We start from the raw sequence: 25333 nt of genomic DNA on the forward strand, positions 1-25333 counted from the left end.
TCCCACTCTGCCACCGTGCCGGACCTTCAGGGTGCTACGACTCCCGTTCCCGGGGCAGGGGTGCGCCGCCAGCCGGACTCCCGTTGCTCGGCCAGCGACTGGCGCTGGAGCTTCTTCAGCGTGCTCATGACCGTGCCGGGGCCCAACCCGGCCACGGCGCAGAGTTTGTCCACCGGGGCGACGTTGCGCAGGGGCAGTGCCTCATAGACCAACAGCTCTTCCACCGTGAGGTGATCGTGGGGCCGTGCGGAGGTCGGCGTGCCAGCGTCAGGCCGCGCCGCGTCCGATCCACCACCCGGCATCAAGGCCAGGGCCTCCTCCACGTCACTGACCACGACTGCGGGGGATTCCCGCAGCAACCGGTGGCACCCGGCGGACTGCGGGGAGGTCACCGGCCCGGGGACCACCCCGACCTCCCGGCCCAAGCCCAAGGCGTGACCGGCGGTGTTCTGCGCCCCGGAACGCCACCGCGCCTCCACCACCAGCACGGCGGCGGACAGGGCCGCGATGACGCGGTTGCGTTGCAAGAACCGATGACGTGTGGGGCTGGCGCCCGGTGGCAACTCGGACAGCAGCAGCCCCTGCGCCACCACCTCGCGCAGCAGGTCCTCATTGCCGGCCGGGTAGTAGCGGTCCAGGCCGCCGGCCATGACCGCCACCGTCGGCGGGGTGCCCGTCCCCGAGGCCAGCGCCGCCCGGTGGGCCATGGCATCGATGCCGTAGGCCCCGCCGGACATCACCGTCAGTCCCCTGGCGGCCAGCCCGCCCGCGAGGGTCCTCGTCACCGACTGCCCATAGCCCGTGGCGTCACGGCTCCCCACCACGGCCAGCGTGGAACTCCCGCAGGGAAGGGACCCTGCACCACGGAACCACAAGGCCACGGGGGCGGCCGGCCCCAAGTCGTCCGCCCCGCTGGGCCACTCGGGATCCTCTGGAATCAACAACCCGCCGCCCAGTCGTCCCAGCGAGGCCAGGTCGCGTTCGGGGGCAAGGCTCGAGGCACGGGCCGCCCACCCGGCCAAGGACGTGGTCCAGGTCCGCTCGGTCAGCGTCACACCTTCCGAAGCAAGGGCGAGCCTCAGATCCTGCCGCTCATCGACCCCCGGGGTGTCCCTCCCCGTGAGAATCTGGACCGCCCGCGAGGCACCCCAGACCCGGACCGCGGTGGCGCCCAGGACCGACCCGGGCTCGAGCAACCGGGTCAGCGCCGCCCGGGCCACACGCAACTCGTCGGTGGCCCCCGCCGGCATCGTGGTGCCGCGCCTGTCCTCTCCCGTCATCTCGGTGCCGCCCCCATCTCTGTCTCCGTCTCTGTCTCTGTCTCTGCCACTGTCTCCCTGATGGCCCCTCATGCGGCGTCCTCCCCATCGCTGCGGCGCCGCAGATACAGGGCCGCATCCACGTCCTCCGCCGCCGGTCGGTCCGCGCCCCGCAGGTCCGCCATGGTCCAGGCCAGGCGCATGACGCGGGCATGGCCCCGGGCGGTGAGCTCGGTCCGGTCCAGGGCCGCGTCGGCTCCGGCACGCGCCCCAGGCCCGATGGCCAGCGGCCCCTCCCGCAGGACGGCCGCCGGGAGGTGGGCGTTGCGGGACAGGCCGAAGGGCCGCAGCCGCTCGGCCTGCCGCTGGACGGCCGGCAGGATGCGGTCCCGCACCGTGGCCGAGTCCTCTCCCCCGGCACCGGAGACCAGGGCCGTGGCGTCCACCGCCGGCACCGCCACCTGGATATCCACCCGGTCCAGCAGGGGGCCGGACAGCTTGGCCGTGTAGCGCCGCCGTTGCAGGGACGTACACCGGCACTTGCTGCCGCGTCCGCCGCCCCAACCGCACGGGCAGGGGTTCGCCGCGAGTACCAGTTGGAAGCGGGAGGGATAGCGCACCGCCCCGGAGGACCGGTGGAGGGTGATGGCCCCGGACTCCAGCGGCTGGCGCAGGGCATCCAGGACCCGCCGGTCGAACTCGGGTGCCTCGTCGAGGAACAGCACCCCGCCATGTGCCAGGGACGCGGCCCCGGGCCGGGCGATCCCTGAACCGCCGCCCACCAGGGCCGCCATGGACGCGGAATGGTGGGGTGCCTGGAACGGGGCCCTGCGGATCAGCCGGGCCGCGTCCTGGGGCCGTCCGGTCAGTGAGCGGACCGCGGTCACCTCCAGGGCCGTCTGGTCGTCCAGCGGTGGCAGGATGCCGGGGAGCCGTTCGGCCAGCATGGTCTTGCCCGCCCCCGGGCTGCCCTCCAACAACAGGTGATGCCCCCCGGCAGCAGCCACCTCCAGGGCGAATCTGGCCTCAAACTGCCCTGCCACCTCCGAGAGATCGGGTTCGCGTCCCTGGGACAGGGCGATGGAGCCGGCCCGGTCCTCGGCACCCCGTGGTGGTTCCGCCACCGCACTGGCCAAGGGGGGCTCCGGCTCGCCGCCGAAGGCCCGGATCACGTCATGCAGGGAGCGGAAGCCCCGCACCCGCGCGCCAGGCACCAGGGAGGCCTCGTCCGCCGATTCCTCGGCCACCACCACATCCGGGTACCCGGACTCGACCGCCGCCATCACCGAGGGCAGGATGCCGGGGGCATGACGCAGGCGGCCGTCCAGCCCCAGTTCTGCCAGGAACACGGGTCCGTGGACGCCGTGCACCTGACGGTCCGCGGCATAGGCGGCCATCACGATCCCCAAGTCGAATCCCGGCCCGCGTTTGTGCAGCGCCGCCGGGACCAGGTTCACGGTCAGGTGCCGCCGGGTCAGCGGTAGTCCGGAGTTGCGGGCGGCGGCCTTGATCCTGTCCCGGCTCTCCTGGAGCGATTGATCCGGTAGGCCGAGCAGGACGAAACCGGGCAGCGTCTGGCCGATGTCCGCCTCGACCTCCACCACGTGGCCGTGCATGCCGGTGAGGGCGACGGCTAAAGTCCGTCCCATGACGGCGGCCGCACTCATGGCCGGATGTCCTTGAGCACCTCGACGGTCAGGCCGCCGCCGGCCGGAAGCAGGACGGAGACGGCATCCACCCGCCATCCGGCCAGCCGCCGCAGGTCCGGGTGCGCCGCCGCCCACTGGAGCGACAACCGGTAGAGCCGGCGGAGCTTGCGGGGGTTGATGGCCTCGAAGGGGTGCCCATAGCCGAGACCCCGTCGGGTCTTGACCTCTACCGCCACCCACCACCCCTGGTGGATCCCCACGAGGTCCAGCTCACCGTCCGGGCAGCGCCAGTTGCGGTCCACGATCTCGTAGCCCTGGTCCTGCAGCCACCGGGCGGCCACGTCTTCGCCGAAGCGGCCGAGTGCCGTGTGTGCTGATGATTGCTGCGGCCGTCGACCGGCCGCGGTGGATTGCTCCATTGATGCACCTCCACGCACCAGCCTGGTCGCTGTCAGGGTGGCGCGGGGCGTGGCGGGTGCGCACTGTGGACGCTGGAGGCGAACCGGTGCCCTGTGGAGGACCGGGCCGGTGGTGCGGCTACGGCAGGGCGGGTCCGTCCTGGGGCAGCTGGAGGTCGTCGTTCTGCGGGAGTTCCTCCACGTTGACGTCCTTGAAGCTGAGGACCCGCACCCGCTTGACGAAGCGGGCGGTGCGGTAGATGTCCCACACCCAGGCGTCCTCCATCAGGACCTCGAAGAACACCTCGCCGCCCTCCGCGCGGGCCTTCACCTCCACCGCATTGGCCAGGTAGAAGCGGCGTTCGGTCTCCACCACGTACCGGAAGAGGCCGACCACGTCGCGGTACTCCCGGTAGAGCTGGAGTTCCATCTCGGATTCGTAGTTCTCGAGTTCGTCGCCGCTCATGCCGTCCATTCTCCCTGTTGCAGGCCCTGTTCCCGGCCCTGTTCCGGCTTCCGGGGCCAGACCGGGGTCGCTTCCTGGCCTCGGGACAGGCCCAGGTTCCAGCTCATCCGATGGTAGGGGCTCGGCCCCCGGTCCAGGATGGCCTGCCGGTGCACCGCGGCCCCATAGCCCTTGTTGCCCTCCCAACCGTAGTCGGGAAAGGCCTCCGCCAGGCCGGTCATCAGACCGTCGCGTTCCACCTTGGCCAGGATCGAGGCGGCGGCCACGGTGGCACACATCGCATCGGCCTTGACCTGGAGGTGCACCGCACCGGGGCCGGGGGCCAAGCCGATGCTCGCCTGGAGCGGGGACCGCGGCAGCCAGTTGTCGCGCCCGTCCAGCACCAGCGCATCCGGGATGCGCCCCAGGTCGGCCGCCACTCGGTGCCAGGCCCGCCTCCCCGCGAGGGCGAGGGCTGCGGAGATCCCGTACCGGTCGATCTCCCCCGGTTCCGCGTGCCCGACGGCGGCCGCGGCACCCCAGGCGAGGATCTCGGGGACCAGCGCCTCCCGACGCTTGGCGGACAGGACCTTGGAGTCACGGACGGCCGGTTGCGGGCCGTCGTCGGGCAGGGCCACGACGACGACCCCCACGCTCACCGGACCGGCGAGGGCACCCCGGCCCACCTCATCCATGCCGGCGACCAGCAGCGGGCGCCCGGTGTGTTCCGTCCGCCCGGTGCGCCCGACGTCGCCAGCACCTGCGGGTGAGGCGAGGGCCAGCCGCTCCGCGACGAGGGACAGCTCGACGGACAGGTCGGGGCCGGGCACGACGGTCCGCGTGGTCATGCGGGCCGACGTCCAGCTCGGCGGCGGGCGGGATTCATTCGGACTCCGTCCGGGCCGCCTCGGGATCCGGGACGTGCTCGAAGGCGTCGCGGTTGCCGCCGGCATCCCCCCAGCGGGAGAGGGGCCAGGCGATGACCTCGGCGCGGCCGGTCACGTCGTCCAGGCTGATGAAGCCGTTGCCCGGGCCGTCCTGGTGCATGCGGGAATCGGCGGAGGCGTCCCGGTGGTCGCCCATGACCCAGATCTGGCCTTCGGGCACTGTGACGTCGAAGGGGATGTCCGAAGGGGCTGACCCCGGGTGCAGGTACGGCTCCTCGACCGGGGTGCCGTTGACGGTGAGCATCCCCTCGGCGGTGCAGCACTCCACCCGGTCCCCCGGCAGGCCGATGAGCCGCTTGACGAGGTGCTGCTCGGAGGAGTTCGGCATCAGGCCGATGAACTCGAGGGCCTCGCGGACGGGATTGGACGCCACCGGGGCCGGCTCTCCGAGCCATCCCTTGGTGTCCTCGAAGACCACCACGTCACCGCGCTCCACATCGAAGGGGCCGGGGACCAGGAGGTTGACGAAGATCCGGTCATTGATCTGCAGCGTCTGCTCCATGGACCCGGAGGGGATGTAGTACGCGCGGAACAGGAAGGTCTTGACCAGGAAGGAGGCCAGCAGGGTGATGAGCACGATCAGGACGACTTCACGGACCGCGAGCCAGAGCCGGTGCCCGCCGGAGGAAGCGCCCGCGTGGCCGGTGGCAGGGTCCGCCACGTGAGTGGTGGGGGTCTCAGCGGGGGTCGTCCCGGAGCCTTCCCCTCGAGGGGCCTCAGGTGCCCCCGGGTTGTTCTCCTGGGCCATCTCGCCGTCCTCTCCGCTGGTCCGGCTGTCCACTCTACCGCTCGCCCGTGCCCGGTCCCGGCTCCAGCGGGGTGCGTCGCTCCGCGGGCCACGCGATGCCGGTCACCTTCCCGATGACCTTGGCCTCCTCGATCATGCCGCCCCCCGGGGCGCCCAGCAGGCCACGCGAATCGTGGGAGTGGTGGCGGTTGTCCCCCAGGAGGAACAGCCGTTCCTCGGGCACCTCGACGGCGAACGCGGTGCGGGAGGCCGGCGGTGCGGCGAGGTAGTCCTCCGGAACGGCCTGGCCATTGACCTCGAGCAGGCCGTCGGCGCTGCAGCAGGAGACGGTGTCTCCGCCCACGCCGGCCACTCGCTTCACATAGGCGGAGGTGTCCGGTGCCAGCCCGAGCCACTGCAGCGCGTCATCCACCGCCCGGAGCGGTGCGGGCCGGGAGTCATAGGGCACGAAGCTGCCCTCTCCGTCCACGACGACCACATCTCCCCGCTCCACGGGTTCGGCCGCGTAGGCCCCCCGGTCCACACTGATGCGGTCCCCGGGGAGCAGGAGCGGCTCCATGGACCCGGAGGGGACGCGATACAGGTCCGCCACGGTGCTGCGCAGCAGGGCGGCGGTCAGCACGGCGGCGATCAGCACCGCACCGACGAGGACGGTCCAGGCCCGGACGGGATGTGCGGCGAGCAGTATCCGGAGACGACGACGCCGCGGGCGCCGGTTCCCCTGGGGGGTCCGGCGCCCGCGGCGCTGACGAGGCGACGAGTCAGACGACAGGTCGGTCATCGGGTCGTGATCACGCGCAGGCGCAGATCAGGCCTTCTTGGTCGAGAAGTCGCGCTTCTCCTTGATCTTGGCGGCCTTGCCGTGGCGATCGCGCATGTAGTACAGCTTGGCGCGGCGCACGTCACCACGGGAGACGAGCTCGATCTTGTCGATGACCGGGGAGTGCACCGGGAAGGTACGCTCCACGCCGACGCCGAAGGAGACCTTGCGGACCCGGAAGGTCTCGCGCACGCCATGGCCGTGGCGGCCCATGACGAAGCCCTGGAAGACCTGCACACGGGCGGTCTTGCCTTCGACGATGTTCACGTGCACCTTGACGGTGTCACCGGGACGGAAGTCGGGAACGTCGTTGCGCAGCGAGGGCGCATCGAGGGAGTCGAGAATATGCATAGTGCTACTCCTGGTGAACGCCACAGGTCATTCACGTCATCAGCGGCACGCCGGCCGGTGCCTCCGCAGGTGAAGGCGTCGGGATGGGCGTGCCCCAGCTAGGGACCGGTTGACCCGTTTGGGCACCGGTGGGTCAGACTGTCGGCATCCGCCCCCTGTGGCAGGTCGGATGTCCAGTTGACACAGCTGACCATTATGCCAGACCCGGGGCCGTCTTGTCTCCTGGCGCGGTGGACGCGGTAGGGGTCACAGCGGACTCGTGCGGCAAGAGATCCGGTCGCCGGGCCCGGGTGCGGGCCACCTGCTGGTCATGCCGCCAGGCGGCGATCCGGCCGTGATCGCCGGACAACAGGATCTCCGGGACGTCGCGATCACGCCAGGAGGACGGCTTGGTGTAGACCGGGTACTCGAGCAGTCCGTCGCTGTGGGACTCCTCCACGAGGGATTCCGGGTTGCCCACCACACCGGGCACCAACCTCCCCACGGCCTCGATCATCGCCAGCGCCGCCACCTCCCCGCCGTTGAGGACGTAGTCGCCGAGGGAGACCAGCCGCACCTCGAACAGGTCGGCGGCCCAGTCGAACAGTCGCTCGTCGATACCCTCGTAGCGTCCGCAGGCCACCACGAGGTGGTCCGCCCCGGCCAGCTCCTGGGCCACGGACTGCCGGAACAGCGTGCCCGACGGCGTCGGCACCAGCAGCACCGGACGGGCACCACCAGCTTCACCGGCACCAACAGCATCGCCGTCGCCCCCGGCATCAGGTGCGGAGGCCGCGATCGACTCGAGCGCCAGCGCCCAGGGCTCCGGCTTCATGACCATTCCGGCGCCCCCGCCATACGGGGTGTCATCCACGGTGCGGTGCCGGTCGACCGTGTGATCGCGCAGGTCGTGGATGCGGATGTCCAGCAAGCCGTCCCGGCGGGCCTTGCCGATCAACGAGACGTCGAGGGCCTGGAGGTACTCGGGGAAGATCGTGACGACGTCGATCCTCATGCAGGATCCCCCGCGGCAGAGCTGCCATCGACCGCGGGGTCGTTGAGCGTCAGCAGGCCCGGCGGCGGCGTCAGGGTGATCGTGCCGGACTCGGGATCGACCTCCGGGACGATCTCCTCGACGAACGGCACCAGGGCGCTGCTTCCGCCATCGAGCGTCACCTCCAGCAGGTCCTGGACCTCACCGGTGATCAGCCCGGTCACGCTGCCGACCTTCGTACCGTCGACCATGACGGCCAGCCCGACCAGGTCCTCTTCGTACCAGGCGTCATCCTCCCCCGCCTCGTCCGGCTCGGCGAAGAGCTCGGTGCCGCGGAGCGCCTCGGCCTGGTTGCGGTCGGCCACCTCCTCCAGGGCCAGCAAGAGGATGTCCTTGTTCCACCGGGCCCGGACCACGGTCAGCGTCCCATCCCGGCCGGCGCCCTGACCGCCGCGGCGGCCCTGCAGCACCGCTCCCGGGCTGAACCGCTCACCGGGCTCATCCGTGAACACCTGAACGGTCACCTCACCATGGATGCCATGTGGCTTGCCGATCCTCGCGACGCGGACGTGCTCGCGCTCGTCCCGGGGTGGGTTCTCGGCGCCTGGCTGCGGCATGTTCGTGGGGTCCTTTCGGAAGGAGGGCAAGAAGAGGGTCAGAAGAGGTCAAGTGGTTCAGGGACGACAATGGCCCGCACCGGACGGTGTCCGGACACGGGCCATCATGTCATGCCACCGCGCCGGTCCCGCAGGGCGGGATGGAGCGGCACGGTACAGCTACCGGCGGCGGTCGGTGTCCACGACGTCGACCCGGACCGGATGGCCGGCGAGGCCGTCCAGCACGGTGCGCAACGCGGAGGCGGTCCGGCCCTGGCGGCCGATCACCCGACCCAGGTCGGCAGGGTCGACACGTACCTCGAGGACTTCGCCGCGACGGTTGTTCCGCAGGTCGACCTGAACGTCCTCCGGGGAATCCACGATTCCCCGGACCAGATGTTCGAGCGCTTCCTGCAGCATGGTCACTCGGACTTCTCGTCGGCCGCAGCCTCGGTGGAGTCGGTGGCCTCAGTGGAGTCGGTGGCCTCAGCGGCCTCGGCCGGAGCCTCGGCGGCGTCCTTCTTGGGCGTGATGGCCTCCGGGATGATGACCGAGCCCTTCTGCGGGGCCACGAACGGCTCCTTCGGCTGCTTGGTCTTCAGGGTGCCCTCGGCACCCGGCTCACCCTTGAACTTCTGCCAGTCACCGGTGATCTTGAGGATGGCGTGCACCTGCTCGGTGGGCTGGGCGCCCACGGACAGCCAGTACTGGGCCCGCTCGGAGTTGACCTCGATGAACGAGGGCTCCTCGGTGGGGTGGTACTTGCCGATCTCCTCGATCGCACGGCCATCGCGGCGGGTGCGGGAGTCCATGACGACGATGCGGTAGTACGGGGCGCGCATCTTGCCGAAGCGCTTCAAACGGATCTTTACGGCCACGGGTGTGGTAGCTCCTGGTTCTTGGTTTTGGCGCAGCGTGCACGCCGGCCGTGGGGTTGGCGCGGGGTGGTCTGCTGCTGACAGAACGGCCGGCCGGAGTGATAGAGGGTCGCCCGGACGGCAGTTCAGTACCGTCCCATTCTGCCAGACACCCGGCCGATTGTCCTAGTTGGCCTCGGCCTCGGCCTCGGAGAGCACGAGCAGCGTGTTCCACGGGTCGCGGATCTCAAGACCACGGTCGGTGCGCTGGACGGACCGGCCAGCGCTCTTGAGCCGATCCTCGGCGGACCCCAGCCCCTCACCCTGCGGCAGGGTGATCTCCAGGGAGCCCAGGCCGAGGGTGTTGCGGCGGGGGCCGACACCGGTGGAGTTCCACGTGTTCATCGCCATGTGGTGGTGGTAGCCGCCCGCGGACACGAACAGGGCCATGGTGCCGAGCGCGGTGGTCTTCTCGAAGCCGAGCTCCCGGACATAGAAGTCCTCCGCTGCGTGGACGTCGCCGACCTGGAGGTGGACGTGGCCCACGGAGGCGGGCGCGGTTGTCAGCCGGTTCACGGCTTCCTCCGTGAGGTGGGTGTCCAGGTACCGGTCCCACGGCAGGTAGAGGGTCGTCATGGCGACCTGGCCGTCAGCGCCCCATTGCCACTGGTCACGGGGCCGGTCGACGTAGAGCTCGATGCCGTTGTTGTCCGGGTCCTGGAAGTAGAAGGCCTCGGAGACGAGGTGGTCAGAACTGCCGACGAACCGCGTGGGGTCCAGCCGCACGGCCGAGTAGACGGTGGCAGCCAGATCGGCGGCCTCCTCGAACAGGATGGCCACGTGATAGAGGCCGGCCTCCCCCTCGCCCGGCAGTGTGAGGCCGCGCGCCTCCTCGATGCCGACGAGCGGCACCCCGGACCGGCCCAGGACGACGTTGGGGCCATCCTCGGCCACGGCGACGAGGCCCAGCGCCTGCTCGTAGTAGGCCCGCAGGCGCGACACGTTGTCCGACTTCAGGGTGACCATCCCCATGGACAGACCAGCGGGCAACAGATCGGCGACCGGACGTCCGCTGATGGGCTGGTGCTGCATGGACTGGTGCCGCAGGGCAAGAGGATCTGCAGCGGTATCGGGTGCGGTGAAGGACATGACTGATCTCCTCGGGTTCGGCCCGGTATCTGCTCGGGCTGGTGGCGTCTGCGGGCGGCACTGCGGATTCACTGGCTCGTGTCCTGGTGAGCGCCTTCATCACATCACAACTCAGTTGACGCTTCAAGTATTCCACCGCCTGGCGCGGTGTGATCAGAACCACCCCAGCCCACCAGGGGAACCACCCAACGCGGAAACATTCCCGGAGACCTCAGAGGGCCGCAACCACCGTGGTGGTTGCGGCCCTCGAGTCGTTGCGGCTCAGTTGCCGCCGAGGTACTTCTCGAACCCCTTGGGAAGGTTCAGCGACGACGGGTCGAAGCCGCCGTCCGGGCCACCCTCGGCGCCCTGACCGAAGGCAGAACCCGCTGCCGGGGAGCCGGATCGCTTGCGGCGGTCCTCGAGCTCGCGCATCTCCTGGGCCGCCTTGGCCGGGTTGCCCGACTTGGGCTTGGCTTTCTTGCCCTTGCCTTTGCCCTTGCGGGCACCGCCGGATCCACCCGACCCGCCACCGGGCATCCCGGGCATGCCTGGCATCCCACCGCCGGCCGCCATCTTCTTCATCATCTTCTGGGCCTGGCCGAAGCGCTCCAGCAGGCCGTTGACCTCGGAGACCTGGACACCGGAGCCGCGCGCGATGCGGGCGCGGCGGGAGCCGTTGATGATCTTGGGTGCCACCCGCTCATGCGGGGTCATGGACCGGATGATGGCCTCGATGCGGTCGATCTGCCGCTCGTCGAACTGCTCCAGCTGCTGACGCATGCCCTGGGCCCCGGGCATCATCATCAGGAGCTTCTTCATGGAGCCCATCTTCTTGATCTGCTGCATCTGATCAAGGAAGTCGTCGAGGGTGAAGTCCTCCTGGTCCACGAACTTGCGGGCCATCTTCTCGGCATCGGCCCGGTCCCAGTTGCGCTCGGCCTGCTCGATCAGGCTCATCATGTCGCCCATGTCGAGGATGCGCGAGGCCATCCGGTCCGGGTGGAAGACCTCGAAGTCGGAGAGGTTCTCACCCGTGGAGGCGAACATCACGGGCTTGCCCGTCACCGAGCGCACCGAGAGGGCGGCACCGCCGCGAGCGTCGCCGTCGAGCTTGGAGAGCACCACGCCGGTGAAGCCGACGCCCTCATTGAAGGCCTGGGCCGTGGCCACAGCGTCCTGGCCGATCATGGCGTCGAGGACGAAGAGGACCTCGTCCGGCTGGACCGCCGCGCGGATGTCCGCGGCCTGCTGCATCAGCTCGGCGTCCATGCCGAGACGGCCAGCGGTGTCCACGATCACGATGTCGTTGTACTTGGCCTTGGCCTCGGCCACGCCATTCCGGGCGACCTGCACGGGATCGCCGGTGGGATCCTCGAACTCGCTGGAGACGCCCGGGTGCGGGGCATAGACCGGCACGCCGGCCCGCTCGCCGTTGACCTGGAGCTGCTTGACCGCGTTGGGTCGCTGGAGGTCCGCCGCCACCAGCATCGGGGTGTGTCCCTGTTCCTTCAGGTGCTTGGAGAGCTTGCCCGCCAGGGTGGTCTTACCCGCACCCTGCAGACCGACGAGCATGATCACCGTCGGGGGGTTCTTCGCGAGATTCAGCCGGCGTGTCTCACCGCCGAGGATGGCCACCAGTTCCTCGTTGACGATCTTGACGATCTGCTGGCCCGGGTTCAGGGCCTGGCTGACCTCTTCGCCGAGGGACCGCTCCTTGATGTGGCTGATGAACTCCCGCACCACCGGGACGGCCACGTCTGCATCCAGCAGGGCGCGGCGGATCTCACGGGCCGTGGCGTCGATATCCGCTTCGGACAGGCGCCCCTTGCCCTTCAGGTTCTTGAAGGTGGCGGCCAGGCGATCGGACAGAGAGTTGAACACTGCGGTGCTCTTCCTTCGGTGGTGGGGAACGGCGGCGGAAACCACCAGTTCCCCAGGGTATCAAGTCAGACGAAGCGGGGGCCCCGCTCACTGGCGGGGCCCCCGCTCACTGGCGGACGTGACTCCCTACTGCACGCCGACCGAGGTGGTCTCCCGGTCGGCTGGCCCCGCCGCGGCCACCGTCTCCTGCTCACCGGTGTCCGGGGACTCGGAATAGGACGTGCCCATCCCACCGCCACCGAACTCGTAGGCGTTCTCGCTGTGCAGGGACCGGTCCAGGCCGGCCTCCTCCTGCTCGGCGGTGACGCGCCACCCCATGGTGGCCTTGAGCGCGATGCCGATCACGAAGGTGACCACGCCGGCATAGACGACGGCGACCAGCACGGCCACCACCTGCGCCAGCAGCAACGAAGCGTCGCCGCCGTAGAACAGTCCGGCACGACCGTCCTCCATCGGCCGGCCGAGCAGGCCGATCATCACGGTGCCGAGGATGCCCGCCACGAGGTGCAGTCCGACGACGTCCAGTGAATCGTCGAAGCCGAGCTTGTACTTCAGGCCGACGGCCAGGGCACAGGCGGCACCGGCCAGGAAGCCGATGATGAGGGCACCCACGGGATCGACGAAGGCACAGGCCGGGGTGATAGCCACCAATCCGGCCACGATGCCCGAGGCGCTGCCGATCGACGTGGCGCGCTTGCCACGGATCCGTTCGGTCAGCAGCCAGCCGAGCATGGCGGCGGCCGGGGCTGCGAGGGTGTTGACCCAGATGAGGCCGGCCTCGGTGGCATCACCGGCGGCGCCGCCGTTGAAGCCGAACCAGCCGAACCACAGCAGGGCGGCGCCGAGCATCACAAACGGGATGTTGTGGGGGCGGTGCCCCGGGTCCGTGCCGAAGCCCTGGCGCTTGCCGAGCAGCAGGGCGATGACCAGGGCGGCCACACCGGCGGAGATGTGGACGACCAGCCCACCGGCGAAGTCGACGGCCTCGCCCACGGCGCTGCCGATGGCTCCGTCGGCGGAGAGCAGGCCGCCGCCCCAGACCATGAAGGCCAGCGGGCAGTAGACGGCTGTGACCCAGATCGGGACGAAGGCCACCCAGGTGCTGAACTTCGCGCGGTCGGCGACGGCACCAGAGATCAGGGCGACCGTGATGATGGCGAAGGTGGCGCCGAAACCGATGCCGATCAGATCCTCGGTGCCGAGGGAACCGTAGAGCCCGAAGTCGGCGAACGGGTTGCCGAACATCTCGGCGATGCCGTCACCGCCGGTCATGTTGTAGCCCCAGAGCACCCAGACCACGGCCACCAGGCCGATGGACACAAAGGACATCATCATCATGTTCAAGGCGGCCTTGGCACGGGTCAAACCGCCATAGAAGAAGGCCAATCCAGGGGTCATCAGCAGTACCAGGGCGGCACACACCATGGTCCAGACATGCCCCGATGTCAGTTCAATCGTTTCCACTGTTCATCCTCTCGCCGAAGGACCACCCGTGCTTCCCGGGCGGGGATGGCCCGGGAGATCGTGCGGTGTCGCGACGGGTTGCGACCGGTCCCGGTTAAGAGAATGCGCCCGCGGTGTTTCATGGCACCGCCGGGGATGTTTCGGGAGGATCACGACTTCCCGGCATACATGAACACCACGTTTCCGGTGACGTTCCGGGCGTGGCCGTCCCCACCATGGGTCCGCTCGTCTACGCCTGCAACCACTCCCGGGAGAGCCAACGGTCGGCCAGGATCGCCCGGGAGAGGTTGACCCGGGTGCGGATCCGGCCGGCCCGCGTCGAGATGGCAACCAGCGCCTCCTGCTCCGTCTCCATGGCCGCCAGCCTGCGGATCTGGGCCACGAACCCTGGGCTCAGGATCTGTTCCAACCGAGGCCAGGCGGCGCACTCCAGCAGGTAGCGGGAACTGGCCGTCAAGGGCTCATCGATGAGCGTCCGGTCCGGGACCTCCGCCATCCGGTCGGCCCCCAGCACGGTGACCGCCCGGGGCTCCGGGGCGGCCCTGCGCGCGGCGAAGTCCGGACCGCTGAGATTCTCAGAAGGCCCGTCCCGCTCAAACCGGAACCGGCCGCCGCGGGCGAAGGGGACCGCCAGCGACTCGTTCCACACCCGGCGCATCACCAGGAACATGGCGACATGGGAGAAGCGCAGATAGGGCACCAGCGCATCCGAGACGGCCGTGACCTCGGAGTCCGCAAAGGGGAAGAACACCTGGGAGTACCCGTCCACCACCACGGTGCTGGCCTGCATATACCGGCTGGCCCGGACGTCCCGGCCATAGGCGTAGAGAATCTCCGCCAGGGTGCTCCCGGGCATCGACTCCGCCCAGTCCCGCAGCGTCTGCGCCGTGCTCTCGTTGAGTTCCGGAGTCAGGATCTGGGCGTTGTGCGCCGCCCACTCGCGGTCCAGATCCGCCTGGACGATGCTCCTCTTGCGCTGAAAGAGCCCCTTGAACGTGGGCCACTGCCCCGAGGCATAGCCCTCGCCCACCACGAAGGGATCCGCGAAGGCGTACGGGGCGCCGAGGGCCTCGGACAGGAAGAACCCCTGTCCGTCCCGCAGGGACTGGGTGAACGAGTCGATCACGCTGCCGGGCACGCTCAGGGCCGGCTTCACGACGGAGTGCTCGATGCCGGTCATCTCGGCCAGCTGGGCCGCGACCATCACCTCCTCGCTGGTCTCGTCCCCCTGGGTGACCGCGTGCAGGTCCGTCACCCCGTGGTTCCGCAGAAGCCCCAGCAGCAGCCGGCTGTCCTTGCCGCCGCTCAGGCGCAACTGGATGGTCTTCTCCGGCAGGGCCGCCAGGAGCCGATCGGTGGAGCTGTTCAGCGCCGCCTCCAGTTCGTCCACTCCCCGGTACAGCGAGTCCTCCACCTGGACAATCGTGGCGGGCGGCCGCTCGGGCCCGTCCACCACCTCCAGTCGCCCCCCGGAGATCCTCACCGCACCGCGCGTGGGGATGGTCCGCACGCCCACGAAGGGGCTCTGCCCGGACATCGAGAAGCCGAAGTTGAGCGCCTCGGCGAGATAGTCGTCGCTGGTCTCCACCGCGTCGACGTCGCCTCGGGCCATGGCGAGGGCGATGGCCAGGGGGCGGTTGGAGACGTAGAAGTAGTCGGCGTCCTCGCCATAGTGGACGGCCTCGAGGGCCGGCACCGTGTTCCAGGCGAAGATCTCCCGGCGGTTCCCGGAGATCGCCATGTAGGTGCCGCCCACGGGGGTGCGCATCTGCATCGGATGCCCGAATCTCCCGGACGAACGCAGCAGCTGCTCGCCGGCGCCCGGGAACGTTGCCGAGGCCCACCTCGTGCCCTTGCGGCTGGTGTGCTGCGCCACCGTGGCCGGCCACTCGACCAGCATCGCTCCTCCGGACAGGCCCCGGCGGATCACGGCCTCCCGCCGGTAGCGCGGCCCCAGAAAGGGAGTGAAGGACTCGACGACGGCGGCGGAGACGGCCTCGAGGCCGGCCCGGTACGCCTTGCCGCGGGGAACGATCCCCAGCAGAACAGTCACGGTAGTTGTCCCCTTCCACCCCGGAGCCCTATACGGGTCTCGACCGGGGGTTCTCGCAGGTCGAGTTCCTGCCCTGGCACCCGTGGCGCGGAGGCGCGCGGGTCGTCAAGAAGGATAGCCACCATGCGTGTGGTTGTGCCTGAGGCCGGGGTGGACGGCCGGTGCCGGCGTGTCGTCAGCGGCTGCCGCAGCCCGCCGGCCGTCCTCAGTCCAGCAGGGCCTCCACGAAGCCCTCGGCGTTGAACGGGGCGAGGTCGTCCGGGCCCTCGCCCAGGCCGACGAGCTTGACCGGGACGCCGAGCTCACGCTGGATGGCCACCACGATGCCGCCCTTGGCGGTGCCGTCCAGCTTGGTCAGCGCGATGCCGGTGATGTTGACGACCTCGGCGAAGACCTTGGCCTGGGCCAGGCCGTTCTGTCCGGTGGTGGCGTCCAGGACGAGCAGCACCTCGTCCACGGTGGCCTGCTTCTCGATGACGCGCTTGATCTTGCCCAGTTCGTCCATGAGGTTGGCCTTGTTCTGCAGGCGCCCGGCGGTGTCCACGATGACCACGTCGGCTTCCGTCTCGATGCCCGTCCGCACGGCTTCAAAGGCCACCGAGGCCGGATCGGCACCGTCTTCATGGGAGCGGACCGTGTCCACACCCACCCGGGCCCCCCACGTGGCCAGCTGCTCGGCGGCGGCCGCACGGAAGGTGTCAGCGGCCCCGAAGACGACCGTGCGGTCCTCCGCCACAAGCACCCGTCCGATCTTGCCGACGGTGGTGGTCTTGCCGACGCCGTTGACGCCGACGACCATCATGACGGCGGGGCGGCCGTCCTTGCGGGAGGCGTCCAGGCGCCGGTCCATGGTCGGATCGACCATCTTGACCAGTTCCTCGTGGAGCATCGCCTTGACCTGCTGGGGGTCGCGGGATCCCTCCACGGTCACGCGTTCGCGCAGGTTGTCCACGAGTTCCATGGTGGGCTCGGTGCCGAGGTCGGCCAGCAGGAGGGTCTCCTCCACCTCGTCCCAGACGTCTTCGGTGATGTTGTCCGTGGACAGCAGCGCCAACAGTCCCTTGCCGAAGATGCTGTTGGACTTGGCCAGGCGTGCACGCAGCCGCGCCAGGCGCCCGGCCACCGGAGCCGGTGTCTCCAGCCCGGGGGCGGTCGGCGCCTCGGCCTCCACCACGTCCGTGGCCGGCACGGGGGCGGCGACCGGTGCCTCAGGTTCGGCGACCGCGGTCCCCGCCGGGCCGGCGTCGTCCGTCTCCGGACGATCGAGGACCGCGGTACCTCCTCGGCCAGAGGTGTCCCCCGGCGCCGGGTCATTGGCATCCCGGGTGCTCGGGTAGCCACCCCGGGGCGGGCGGGGCCTGCGGTCGATGAAGGCCAGCAGGACCAGGCCGACGAGCAGGACAGAGGCAAGCGAAATCAAGATGATCGGATCCACCGGACCAGTCTGTCACAGCTCTCCGGGTGACTCGCGGTGGTACGCGGCGGCCCGTCCTGGTCCGGTCGGGCCGGCGGGCCGCAGGTGGCAAGATGGAGGGCATGGCGCGCACGAGGAACACCGGGCAGGAGCGGGAGCAGCTTCCCATCCCCCGGGAGATCAAGGTCCTCATCGTCGCCGCCTTCGTCATCGCCATCGGCTTCGGCATCATCGCCCCGGTCCTGCCGCAGTACGCCCAGTCGTTCAACGCCTCAGCCACCGCCGTCTCCGCCGTCGTCTCCGCGTTCGGTCTCACCCGGCTGCTGTTCGCCCCGATCTCCGGGCGCGTGACGAGCCGGTTCGGCGAGACCCCGGCCTACATGACCGGTGTGCTGATTGTCGCGCTGTCCATGTTCCTCATCGCGTTCTCGCAGGACTATTGGCAACTGCTGATCTTCCGCGGCCTCGGCGGCATCGGCTCCACCCTGTTCACGGTGTCCGCGATGGCGTTCCTCGCCCGGAAGTCGCCCCCGAGCATTCGCGGCCGGGTCTCCGGGGCCTACGCCTCGGCGTTCCTGATCGGCAACATCGCCGGCCCGGTGGTCGGTTCGGTGCTGGCGGTCTTCGGCTACCGGGTGCCCTTCCTGATCTACGGCACGGCCCTGGTCGTCGCCGCCGGACTGGTGTTCTTCCTGCTGCGCGACTCCCGGCTCGCGGATCGCGGCAAGCCGGATACCCGGCCTGACATGAGGCTGGCCGAGGCCTGGGAGCGTCCCGCCTTCCGCGCCGCGCTGACCTCCTTCTTCGCCAATGGCTGGGCCACCTTCGGCGTGCGCAACTCCCTCACGCCGCTGCTGGCCGCCACCGCCTTCACGGGCACCGGATTCTGGCTCGACGGACCGCAGATCGCCGGTGCCGCCCTGTCCCTCTTTGCCGTCGGCAACATCGCGGCGGTCACGTTCTCCTCACGGCTGTCCGACGTGCACGGCCGCAAACCCCTGATCATCATCGGCCTGCTGGTGGCCGCGGCGGGCACCGCCGTGATCGGCTGGATGGACAACCCGTGGCTGTTCCTGGCCCTGTGCGTGGTGGCCGGAGCCGGCACGGGAACGCTCAACGCACCCCAGCAGGCCGCCGTCGCGGACATCGTGGGCCAGGAGCGCAAGGCCGGCTCCGTGATGTCCACCGCCCAGATGGCCTCCGACCTCGGGGCGATCTCCGGTCCGCTGATCGCCGGCCTGGTGGTGGACGCGGCCGGATTCGGCTGGGCCTTCCTGCTCACCGGCGGCATCCTGGCCGTGGGTGCCATCTCGTGGACTTTCGCCCCGGAGACCAACCTCCCGGTGGCGCCGGGTGGCCCCCGGACGGGCGCCCTGCCGAAGGTCAGTCCGCCGGGGCGGCCCGCAGGGCCTCCAGACGCTGGCTGATGACGGTGCTGACGCCGTCACCGCGCATGGAGACGCCGTAGAGCGCGTCCGCGACCTCCATGGTGCGTTTCTGGTGGGTGATGATGATCAGCTGACTGTCCTGCTGCAGCTCCCGGAAGATCTCCAGCAGCCGTCCCAGGTTGGTGTCGTCCAGGGCGGCCTCGACCTCGTCCATCACGTAGAACGGGCTGGGGCGGGCCTTGAAGATCGCCACGAGCATGGCGACGGCCGCCAGTGAGCGCTCACCGCCGGACAGCAGGGACAGCCGTTTGACCTTCTTGCCCGCCGGCCGGGCCTCCACCTCGACGCCGGACTCGAGCAGGTTGTCCGGATCGGTCAGAAACAGCCGCCCCTCGCCGCCCGGGAACAGGGTGGCGAAGACGTGCTGGAATTGGGCGGCCGTGTCCTCGAACGCGGCAGAGAACACCCGCAGCACCGTGTCATCCACATCCTGGATGATCTTCAGCAGGTCCCGACGGCTGGAGTCCAGGTCCTCGAGCTGACCGGACAGGAAGCGGTGCCGTTCCTCCACGGCGGCGTACTCCTCCAGCGCCAGCGGGTTGACCCGGCCCAGCGCGGACAGTTCCCGCTCGGCGCGGCGCAGCCGCTTCTGCTGTTCCGCGCGGTCGAACGGCACCGTCTCGGTCCCGGTGGTGGTCTCGGTGGTGGTCCCGGTGTCGGTCCCGGTGGTGGTCTCGGTGTCAGTCCCTCCCAGCTCCTCCACGGGCGGTGCCAGCGGGACCGGCAGGTGCGGGCCGAAGTGCTCGAGCAGGTAGTCCCCTGTCATGCCGAGGTCATCGAGGGATTTGTCCCGCAGCTGGTCCAGCTTGAGCTGCTGTTCCTGGCGGGCCATCCGGGCCGCGTGCAGCCGGTCCTTGGCCTGGGCCACCACCGAACGGTGGTGGTCGGCGGTGCGCTGGAGCTGCTGACGCCGCGCCGCGAGCTCCTCACCTCGGCGGTCCAGTTCCGTGCGGTCTCGATCGGCGCGGGTCACGGCGTCCTGCACCCCTTCCAGGGCCTGCGCCAAGGCCTGTGAGACCGCTGAGATCCGGGTCAGCCAGGCCCGTCGCTTCTGCTCCGCCCGTTCCCTCTCCTGGTGGGCCAGCGTGGCGGCGGAGACCTGGCGGCGCGCCTGCTCGGCCCGCGCGACGAGCTGTGACCGGCTGGTCTCGGCGGCCCTCAGGGCCAACCTGGCCTCGGTCTCCTGATGCCGGGCGAGGCCGGCCTGCTCCTCCGCCGTGTCCCGCGCCTCGGGGTCCGGAACAGCCGCCGTGTCGGCGGACGCGTCCCCGGTCGGGGGTTCGCCACCCGGTGGCTCCGCGACGGAGTCCTCCTGGGATCGCCGCGCCTGATCCTCGGCCTGCCCGACGCCGGCCGTCGCCTCCGAGAGGCGGTCCCGCAAGGCCGTGAGCTCGGCACGCTGGCGTTCCACACCGTCGTCGGCATGGGCCAGCTGCTGGTTGAGCCGGGCCAGTTCCTCCGTGACCGCCGTGAAGCGGGCATCGGAGGCGTCGAGGGCCTCGAGGGCGGCGGTCTCGGCCGCGACGGCCTCCTCGACCTCCCGGGCCACGCCGGAGCGCTCGAACCGGAGCCGTTCGATCTCGTGGGTGGCCTGCTCCGCCACACCGGCCGCCTGGTCCGCCGCGGCCTGGCGCTCCAGCCGACTGCCGGATCCGGCACCGCGGCCGTCCGCCCATCCCGGGCCTACCACGTGCCCGTCCCGGGTGGCCAGGCGGACCGGCACTCCCCGGTGGAGCGCCGGAAGCGATCCGCCGTCCAGGAGCGCGGTGGCCGTGGCCAGGTCCTCCACGAGCACCGTCCCGGCCAGGAGGGACCGCACGGTGTCCGCGATCGACGGTTCCGCGGTGGCGCCGGCGGTCCCGGGGTCCCCCGCGGGAAGCCGGACCACGGATGCCGCGTCCGTCGCCCCGTCGGGGAGCCCCGCCGCCGCCCCTGGCACCGGGGCAGTGGAATCGGCGGAGATGGCCGGGGTAGCGACCGAAGTTTCCGTGCCGGGCGCCCAGGGGAACAGCAGGCGCGCGTCTGCTGCGCCGGCGTCGGCCAGCCGTCCCGCCGCCTCGACGGCCGGGGCGAGGCCGTCGAGGACGAGCTGCTCCGCGGGTCCGCCGAGGGCCGCGGCGATGGCGGCCTCCCAGCCGCCCTCCACGGTCAGGACCTCGGCGAGGGCGGTAGGTGCCAGGTCCCCGAGAGCCGTGACCGCGGCCCCGGCCTCCGGTTGGAGGGCCTCGGCCAGAGCATCCCGCCGGGCCAGGGCGGCACCGTGGGCCGATGCGGCGACGGCGAGCGCCTCGTCGAGCTGAGCCAGGCGTTCGCGCAGCCGATCGGCCGTCGCGGCGGCGGCCTCGTAGGTCGCGTCGAGTTCCTCCTCGGAATCGAGTGAGCCGGCCAGACGGTTCTGGTGGTCCGCCAGTTCGGCGCGCAGGGACTGCGCGGCCTGCTCACTGTCCGCCAGCCGGGCGGCGGCCTTCTCCCACTGCGCCCGGAGGGACTGCTCGGTCGCCCTGGCCGCCTCGATGCGACCCGCGGCGACGGCGGCCGCCTGGCGCCGGTCAGCGGCCTGTTGCAGGAGGCGCGTGTAGGTGTCCGACGCCGCCCGCGCCGCTGCTTCGGCACGCTGACGCTCCGTGGAGGCGCGCTCGAGCTCGGCCTGGGCCGTCACCACGGCTGCCTCAGCCTCGGCAGCTTCGCTCCCGGCCCGGTCGGCGAGGTCCCGCGCCGTCTCCGGGTCCGGGCCCGACGGCTCCGGGACGGGGTGACGGCGGGAGCGTTCCCGCTCGGCGGCCACGGCGCTCAGGGAACGGTACCGTTCGGCCAAGGTCGAGAGCCGGTACCAGTGGTCGCGGGCGGCCGCGGAGGCCTGCCCGGCCGTGGCGACCTCCGTGGCCAGCCGGGCTGCAGCCTCCTCGGCCCGCGCGACCTCGGATTCAGCGGTGGCCACGGCCTGCTCGAGCTCCTGGTCTCCGGCGCCCAGCTGTTCCAGGGCCGCCTGTTGCCGGAACAGGTCGTCCGCGAGCAGCCGGGACCGGGCATCACGGACGTCGAACTGGATGCGCTGTGCCTTGCGGGCGGTCTTGGCCTGCTTGGACAACGGCCCGAGCTGACGGCGCACCTCCTCGGAGAGGTCCCGGACACGGTCCAGGTTGGTGCGCATCGACTCGAGTTTGCGGACGCTGCGCTCCTTGCGCCGGCGGTGCTTCAGCACCCCCGAGGCCTCTTCGATGAAGCCGCGGCGCTCCTCCGGGCTGGCCTGCAGGATCCGGTCCAGCTGGCCCTGACCCACGATGACGTGCATCTCCCGGCCAAGGCCGGAGTCGGAGAGCAGCTCCTGGATGTCGAGCAATCGGCAGGAACTGCCGTTGATGGCGTATTCGGATCCCCCGCTGCGGAACAGCGTGCGGGAGATGGTGACCTCCGAGTACTCGATCGGCAGGGCGCCGTCCGCGTTGTCGATGGTCAGGGACACCTGGGCACGGCCCAGCGGGGCCCGCCCGGAGGTGCCGGCGAAGATGACGTCCTCCATCTTGCCGCCGCGCAGGTTCTTCGCACCCTGCTCCCCCATCACCCAGGAGAGGGCGTCCACCACGTTGGACTTGCCCGAGCCGTTGGGGCCCACCACGGCGGTCACCCCGGGTTCGAAGTGGAAGGTGGTGGCCGAGGCGAAGGACTTGAAGCCGCGGACCGTCAACGTCTTCAGGTACATGGGCTGGTGCCGGGCCCTTCCCCCAGACCATCCCGGAACTGCGGCAGCCGCGTGCCCACGCCGAGGAGTTCTGCCACGGCCGAGACCGTGCGGGCCGCTGCTTGTCCGTCCCCGTAGGGATTGACCGCCTGGGCCATGGCATCGTAGGCATTCTGGTCCCGCAGCAGGGTGGTGACCTCCCTGTAGATTCGTTCCTCGTCGGTTCCGATCAACCGCACGGTCCCCGCCGTGACCGCTTCCGGCCGCTCCGTGTTCTCCCGCATCACCAGGACGGGCTTTCCGAGACCGGGGGCCTCCTCCTGGACCCCGCCCGAATCCGTGAGGACCACGGTGGACAGAGCGAGCAGGTGTGTGAACTCCCCGTAAGCCAGAGGTTCCGTGACCAACACGTTCACCAGCCCCTCCAGTGCGGGCAGAACGGCCTCCCGCACGACGGGGTTCTTGTGCACGGGCAGGACCACGTCCAGCTGGGGATTCTCCCGCGCCAGCCGTGCCACCGCCCGCCCGACGCGGCGCATGGCCTCACCCTGGTTCTCCCGGCGGTGGGTGGTCACGACCAGCAGCCGCCGACCGTCCGCCACGGATTGCGTCAGGGCCTGCAGCCGATTGTCGGAGAACGGCACCCGCAGGCCCACGACCTCCAGCAGGGCATCGATGACGGTGTTGCCCGTGACATACACCGTCTCCGCGGCCACGCTCTCTCGCAGCAAATTGTCCCTCGCCACGCTGGTGGGCGCCAGGTGCAGGGAGCTGACCTGGGAGGTGATCTTGCGATTGGCTTCTTCTGGGAAAGGGGAATGAAGGTCGAAGCTGCGCAGCCCAGCCTCAACGTGCGCCACCGGGATGCCGCAGTTGAAGGATGCCAACGCCGCGGCCGTCGAAGTGGTCGTGTCCCCCTGAACGATGACGGCATCCGGCTGGACTCGTTCCAGCACGGAGTCCAGCCCGTCCACCGTTCGAGCCAGCACCATGTTGAGCGTCTGCCGGGACTGGATGATGTTCAGATCGTGGTCCGGAACGATCCCGAAGAGTTCATTGACCTGGTCCAGCATCTCCCGGTGTTGGCCCGTCACGGTGACCAGGCACTCGAAGCGATCGTCTGCCTGCAGGGCTTGGACGATGGGCGCCATCTTGATCGCCTCCGGTCTGGTCCCAAAGATGGGCATGACCTTTTTCATTGGATCCTCACTTCGGCGGGTTGAACGCACAGGAAATCATGTCAGCGCCATACTATGAGGTGCAGTTCGCGCCTCCGTGGCGGCCTGCCGCCGGGTACGCGAGGCTCTCGTCGGATCACAGGCTTCGGGTATCATGGATCGGTCACCGCACAGGTCCGATTCCGGTCCGGCGGCTACAGCGCGGCGACCGCCGCGTCATGTCCTGAGTCGAAAGGCACCATTCATGTCCGTGCAGGACTCCGATTCGGCGCCCGCTGGGACCGATTCCGATGTCGTCCTCATCGACAAGCGCCCCTTCGTCCGCGTCGGTGCCCGCCCCAATATCTTCCGGTACATCGGCCAGATGTGGAGTTACCGGCACTTCATTCTCTTCGATGCCCGGGCCCGCGTGGCCGGCTCGGCCGCCAACGACGCTTTGGGCCGGCTGTGGATGCTGCTCAACCCGATCCTGAACGGCGCGACCTATTTCCTCGTCTTCGGTGTCCTTCTGGGCACCGGCCGTGGCATCGAGAACTTCCTGGGCTACCTCATCATCGGGGTGTTCATGTTCAGGTACACCACCTCGTCCGTCACCGCCGGTTCGAAGGCCATCGTGGGCAACCGCCCGGTCATCCGTGCCTTCAGCTTCCCCCGGGCCACCCTGGCCGTCGCCACCAACGTCCGTGAGCTGATCAGCAATATCCCGACGTTCCTGATGATGTTCGTCCTGGTTCTGGCCATCCCGCCGTCAGAGCCGATCACCTGGGCCTGGTTGCTCTTTGTGCCGGCCCTGGCCCTGAACTTCATCATGAACCTAGGCCTCGGCCTGTTCCTGGCACGGCTCGTGGCTCGCTGGAACGACGTGACCCACCTCATCGCCTTCGGCACGAGGGCCTGGCTGTATCTGTCGTGCGTGTTCTTCAGCGCTGATCGATTCGCGGGCAATGAGCCCCTCACCGCTCTCATGAACGCGAACCCCATGTTCTGCGTCCTCGACATCGTCCGGGACATCCTGCTCTACGGTGGAATGGGCGATCCGGCACGGTGGCTCGTGCTGGGGGCCTGGGCCCTGGGCGCACTGGTGATCGGCGGTCTCGTATTCTGGCAGGCAGAGGAATCATATGGGCGTGAGCAATGAGTGAAACTCCAGACACCACCACAGCGCAGGAGACTGCCGCCACGTCCGCAGGAGCCCCGGTCATCCTGAGAGATCCACTCGTGGTCATCGACCGCGCCGGGCTGACCTATACCGTCCGGACGCGGCCGCCCAGCGACGAGTCGACAGGCATGAGGTGGACCGGGCGCGTGCAGCGCATGAGGACCACCAGCGTTGAGGCCCTGAAGCCCCTGTCCCTGGTAGTCCGCCAGGGTGAGTCCGTGGGCATCGTCGGGACCAATGGCTCCGGCAAGTCCTCCCTGATGAACCTCATCACCGGCCGGCTGCGCCCCACGACTGGCATCATCCACGCCACGTCCACGCCCATCATGCTGGGCGTGAACGCAGCCCTCGTCAGGACCGTCTCCGGTGATGACAACATCACCCTGGGATGCCTGGCCATGGGGATGACGCCGGCACAGGTCGAAGCCAAGCGTCCGTCCATCGTCGAGCTCTGTGGCCTGAAGGGCAAGCTCCACCTCCCGCTGAAGTCCTATTCCTCCGGCATGGCCTCCCGGCTGCAATTCGCCATCGCCACCAGCATCGACCCGGAGATCCTCATCATCGACGAGGCGCTCAACACCGGCGATGCGCAGTTCCGGAGCCGCACCCAGGCCCGCATCGACGAGTTGCGTCAGCAGGCCGGCTGCGTCTTCCTGGTGAGCCACTCTCTCGGCACCATCAAGAATATGTGCACCCGAGTGATCTGGATCGAGCAAGGTGAACTCATCATGGACGGAGAACCGGACACGGTGACGGCCCACTACCGCAAGTACACAAAGCTCAAGTCCGAGAAGAACTACAAAAAGGCTGCCGCGCACCGGCGGTCCCTGCAGGCCAGCCTGGCACCGCTGACCATCGCCTGGCGCTGAGCCGCCTCAGCCGC

The 25333-nt window shown here is 69.8% G+C and carries 22 protein-coding genes; 3 read left to right on the forward strand and 19 right to left on the reverse strand.

What is annotated here, in order from left to right:
• Positions 1-26: 26 nt before the first annotated feature.
• The 17 genes from dprA to ftsY form a co-directional block, all read right to left on the reverse strand.
• Positions 27-1280, reverse strand: a complete 1254-nt coding sequence (gene dprA, locus AB0333_RS11475) for a DNA-processing protein DprA (protein ID WP_366218805.1) — start codon at positions 1278-1280, stop codon at positions 27-29.
• Between the two features lie 68 nt (positions 1281-1348).
• Positions 1349-2926 carry a YifB family Mg chelatase-like AAA ATPase gene (locus AB0333_RS11480; protein ID WP_366218806.1) on the reverse strand — a complete coding sequence of 526 codons (1578 nt, stop codon included), beginning with the start codon at positions 2924-2926 and terminating at the stop codon, positions 1349-1351.
• Complete coding sequence (locus AB0333_RS11485; RefSeq protein WP_366218807.1) at positions 2923-3327, reverse strand: YraN family protein; 405 nt, start codon at positions 3325-3327, stop codon at positions 2923-2925. Before AB0333_RS11485 ends, AB0333_RS11480 begins: the two co-directional genes overlap by 4 nt.
• 118 nt (positions 3328-3445) lie before the next feature.
• A complete protein-coding gene (locus tag AB0333_RS11490) occupies positions 3446-3772 on the reverse strand; it encodes a DUF2469 domain-containing protein (RefSeq protein WP_313817270.1) in 327 nt (108 codons plus the stop codon).
• Positions 3769-4599, reverse strand: coding sequence for a ribonuclease HII (locus AB0333_RS11495; RefSeq protein WP_366218808.1), 831 nt, complete (start codon positions 4597-4599; stop codon positions 3769-3771). The genes AB0333_RS11490 and AB0333_RS11495 overlap by 4 nt, the downstream gene beginning before the upstream one ends.
• 34 nt (positions 4600-4633) lie before the next feature.
• Positions 4634-5446 carry a signal peptidase I gene (lepB, locus tag AB0333_RS11500; RefSeq protein WP_366218809.1) on the reverse strand — a complete coding sequence of 271 codons (813 nt, stop codon included), beginning with the start codon at positions 5444-5446 and terminating at the stop codon, positions 4634-4636.
• A gap of 34 nt (positions 5447-5480) precedes the next feature.
• A complete protein-coding gene (gene lepB, locus AB0333_RS11505; protein WP_366218810.1) occupies positions 5481-6227 on the reverse strand; it encodes a signal peptidase I in 747 nt (248 codons plus the stop codon).
• A 27-nt stretch (positions 6228-6254) separates the two neighbouring features.
• Positions 6255-6617 (reverse strand): 50S ribosomal protein L19, encoded by a 363-nt coding sequence (gene rplS / locus AB0333_RS11510; RefSeq protein WP_188803127.1) that lies wholly within the window; start codon positions 6615-6617, stop codon positions 6255-6257.
• Positions 6618-6810: 193 nt separating this feature from the next.
• Positions 6811-7611, reverse strand: a complete 801-nt coding sequence (trmD, locus tag AB0333_RS11515) for a tRNA (guanosine(37)-N1)-methyltransferase TrmD (protein WP_366218811.1) — start codon at positions 7609-7611, stop codon at positions 6811-6813.
• On the reverse strand, positions 7608-8207 hold the full coding sequence (gene rimM, locus AB0333_RS11520) for a ribosome maturation factor RimM (protein ID WP_366218812.1): 600 nt from the start codon (positions 8205-8207) through the stop codon (positions 7608-7610). The genes trmD and rimM overlap by 4 nt, the downstream gene beginning before the upstream one ends.
• Before the next feature lie 159 nt (positions 8208-8366).
• Positions 8367-8606, reverse strand: coding sequence for an RNA-binding protein (locus tag AB0333_RS11525; protein WP_188804119.1), 240 nt, complete (start codon positions 8604-8606; stop codon positions 8367-8369).
• Between the two features lie 2 nt (positions 8607-8608).
• Entirely contained in the window at positions 8609-9064 is a 456-nt protein-coding gene (gene rpsP, locus AB0333_RS11530) for a 30S ribosomal protein S16 (protein ID WP_366218813.1), read from the reverse strand.
• Positions 9065-9229: 165 nt separating this feature from the next.
• Positions 9230-10192, reverse strand: coding sequence for a VOC family protein (locus AB0333_RS11535; protein ID WP_366218814.1), 963 nt, complete (start codon positions 10190-10192; stop codon positions 9230-9232).
• Positions 10193-10453: 261 nt separating this feature from the next.
• Positions 10454-12055 carry a signal recognition particle protein gene (gene ffh, locus AB0333_RS11540; protein WP_366218815.1) on the reverse strand — a complete coding sequence of 534 codons (1602 nt, stop codon included), beginning with the start codon at positions 12053-12055 and terminating at the stop codon, positions 10454-10456.
• Positions 12056-12181: 126 nt separating this feature from the next.
• Positions 12182-13510 (reverse strand): ammonium transporter, encoded by a 1329-nt coding sequence (locus AB0333_RS11545; protein WP_366218854.1) that lies wholly within the window; start codon positions 13508-13510, stop codon positions 12182-12184.
• A gap of 238 nt (positions 13511-13748) precedes the next feature.
• Positions 13749-15572 (reverse strand): hypothetical protein, encoded by a 1824-nt coding sequence (locus AB0333_RS11550; protein ID WP_366218816.1) that lies wholly within the window; start codon positions 15570-15572, stop codon positions 13749-13751.
• A 205-nt stretch (positions 15573-15777) separates the two neighbouring features.
• Positions 15778-17007, reverse strand: coding sequence for a signal recognition particle-docking protein FtsY (ftsY, locus tag AB0333_RS11555; protein WP_366218817.1), 1230 nt, complete (start codon positions 17005-17007; stop codon positions 15778-15780).
• Positions 17008-17108: 101 nt separating this feature from the next.
• Between ftsY and AB0333_RS11560 the strand changes: the two genes are divergently transcribed.
• On the forward strand, positions 17109-18413 hold the full coding sequence (locus AB0333_RS11560; protein ID WP_366218818.1) for an MFS transporter: 1305 nt from the start codon (positions 17109-17111) through the stop codon (positions 18411-18413).
• On the opposite strand, the gene AB0333_RS11565 is transcribed toward AB0333_RS11560, so the two are convergent.
• Positions 18370-22134 (reverse strand): AAA family ATPase, encoded by a 3765-nt coding sequence (locus AB0333_RS11565; protein ID WP_366218819.1) that lies wholly within the window; start codon positions 22132-22134, stop codon positions 18370-18372. The two genes, AB0333_RS11560 and AB0333_RS11565, sit on opposite strands and share 44 nt — an antisense overlap.
• The gene (gene wecB, locus AB0333_RS11570) at positions 22125-23312 is read right to left on the reverse strand and encodes a UDP-N-acetylglucosamine 2-epimerase (non-hydrolyzing) (protein ID WP_366218820.1); all 1188 of its coding nucleotides are present in this window, start codon (positions 23310-23312) and stop codon (positions 22125-22127) included. Before wecB ends, AB0333_RS11565 begins: the two co-directional genes overlap by 10 nt.
• 223 nt (positions 23313-23535) lie before the next feature.
• On the opposite strand from wecB, the gene AB0333_RS11575 reads away from it, so the two are divergent.
• Both AB0333_RS11575 and AB0333_RS11580 read left to right on the forward strand, forming a co-directional pair.
• The gene (locus AB0333_RS11575) at positions 23536-24429 is read left to right on the forward strand and encodes an ABC transporter permease (protein ID WP_366218821.1); all 894 of its coding nucleotides are present in this window, start codon (positions 23536-23538) and stop codon (positions 24427-24429) included.
• Positions 24426-25319 (forward strand): ATP-binding cassette domain-containing protein, encoded by an 894-nt coding sequence (locus tag AB0333_RS11580; protein WP_366218822.1) that lies wholly within the window; start codon positions 24426-24428, stop codon positions 25317-25319. Before AB0333_RS11575 ends, AB0333_RS11580 begins: the two co-directional genes overlap by 4 nt.
• Positions 25320-25333: the final 14 nt, after the last annotated feature.

The sequence above is a fragment of the Citricoccus sp. NPDC079358 genome (assembly GCF_040702545.1).
Lineage (GTDB): Bacteria > Actinomycetota > Actinomycetes > Actinomycetales > Micrococcaceae > Citricoccus.

What these genes read in the sequence shown, in the direction of transcription:
- dprA (WP_366218805.1), bottom strand. Translation starts at nt 1,280, where the DNA reads ATGACGGGAGAGGACAGGCGCGGCACCACGATGCCGGCGGGGGCCACC.
- AB0333_RS11480 (WP_366218806.1), bottom strand. Translation starts at nt 2,926, where the DNA reads ATGAGTGCGGCCGCCGTCATGGGACGGACTTTAGCCGTCGCCCTCACC.
- AB0333_RS11485 (WP_366218807.1), bottom strand. Translation starts at nt 3,327, where the DNA reads ATGGAGCAATCCACCGCGGCCGGTCGACGGCCGCAGCAATCATCAGCA.
- AB0333_RS11490 (WP_313817270.1), bottom strand. Translation starts at nt 3,772, where the DNA reads ATGAGCGGCGACGAACTCGAGAACTACGAATCCGAGATGGAACTCCAG.
- AB0333_RS11495 (WP_366218808.1), bottom strand. Translation starts at nt 4,599, where the DNA reads ATGACCACGCGGACCGTCGTGCCCGGCCCCGACCTGTCCGTCGAGCTG.
- lepB (WP_366218809.1), bottom strand. Translation starts at nt 5,446, where the DNA reads ATGGCCCAGGAGAACAACCCGGGGGCACCTGAGGCCCCTCGAGGGGAA.
- lepB (WP_366218810.1), bottom strand. Translation starts at nt 6,227, where the DNA reads ATGACCGACCTGTCGTCTGACTCGTCGCCTCGTCAGCGCCGCGGGCGC.
- rplS (WP_188803127.1), bottom strand. Translation starts at nt 6,617, where the DNA reads ATGCATATTCTCGACTCCCTCGATGCGCCCTCGCTGCGCAACGACGTT.
- trmD (WP_366218811.1), bottom strand. Translation starts at nt 7,611, where the DNA reads ATGAGGATCGACGTCGTCACGATCTTCCCCGAGTACCTCCAGGCCCTC.
- rimM (WP_366218812.1), bottom strand. Translation starts at nt 8,207, where the DNA reads ATGCCGCAGCCAGGCGCCGAGAACCCACCCCGGGACGAGCGCGAGCAC.
- AB0333_RS11525 (WP_188804119.1), bottom strand. Translation starts at nt 8,606, where the DNA reads ATGCTGCAGGAAGCGCTCGAACATCTGGTCCGGGGAATCGTGGATTCC.
- AB0333_RS11535 (WP_366218814.1), bottom strand. Translation starts at nt 10,192, where the DNA reads ATGTCCTTCACCGCACCCGATACCGCTGCAGATCCTCTTGCCCTGCGG.
- AB0333_RS11560 (WP_366218818.1), top strand. Translation starts at nt 17,109, where the DNA reads ATGGCGCGCACGAGGAACACCGGGCAGGAGCGGGAGCAGCTTCCCATC.
- AB0333_RS11565 (WP_366218819.1), bottom strand. Translation starts at nt 22,134, where the DNA reads ATGTACCTGAAGACGTTGACGGTCCGCGGCTTCAAGTCCTTCGCCTCG.
- wecB (WP_366218820.1), bottom strand. Translation starts at nt 23,312, where the DNA reads ATGAAAAAGGTCATGCCCATCTTTGGGACCAGACCGGAGGCGATCAAG.
- AB0333_RS11575 (WP_366218821.1), top strand. Translation starts at nt 23,536, where the DNA reads ATGTCCGTGCAGGACTCCGATTCGGCGCCCGCTGGGACCGATTCCGAT.
- AB0333_RS11580 (WP_366218822.1), top strand. Translation starts at nt 24,426, where the DNA reads ATGAGTGAAACTCCAGACACCACCACAGCGCAGGAGACTGCCGCCACG.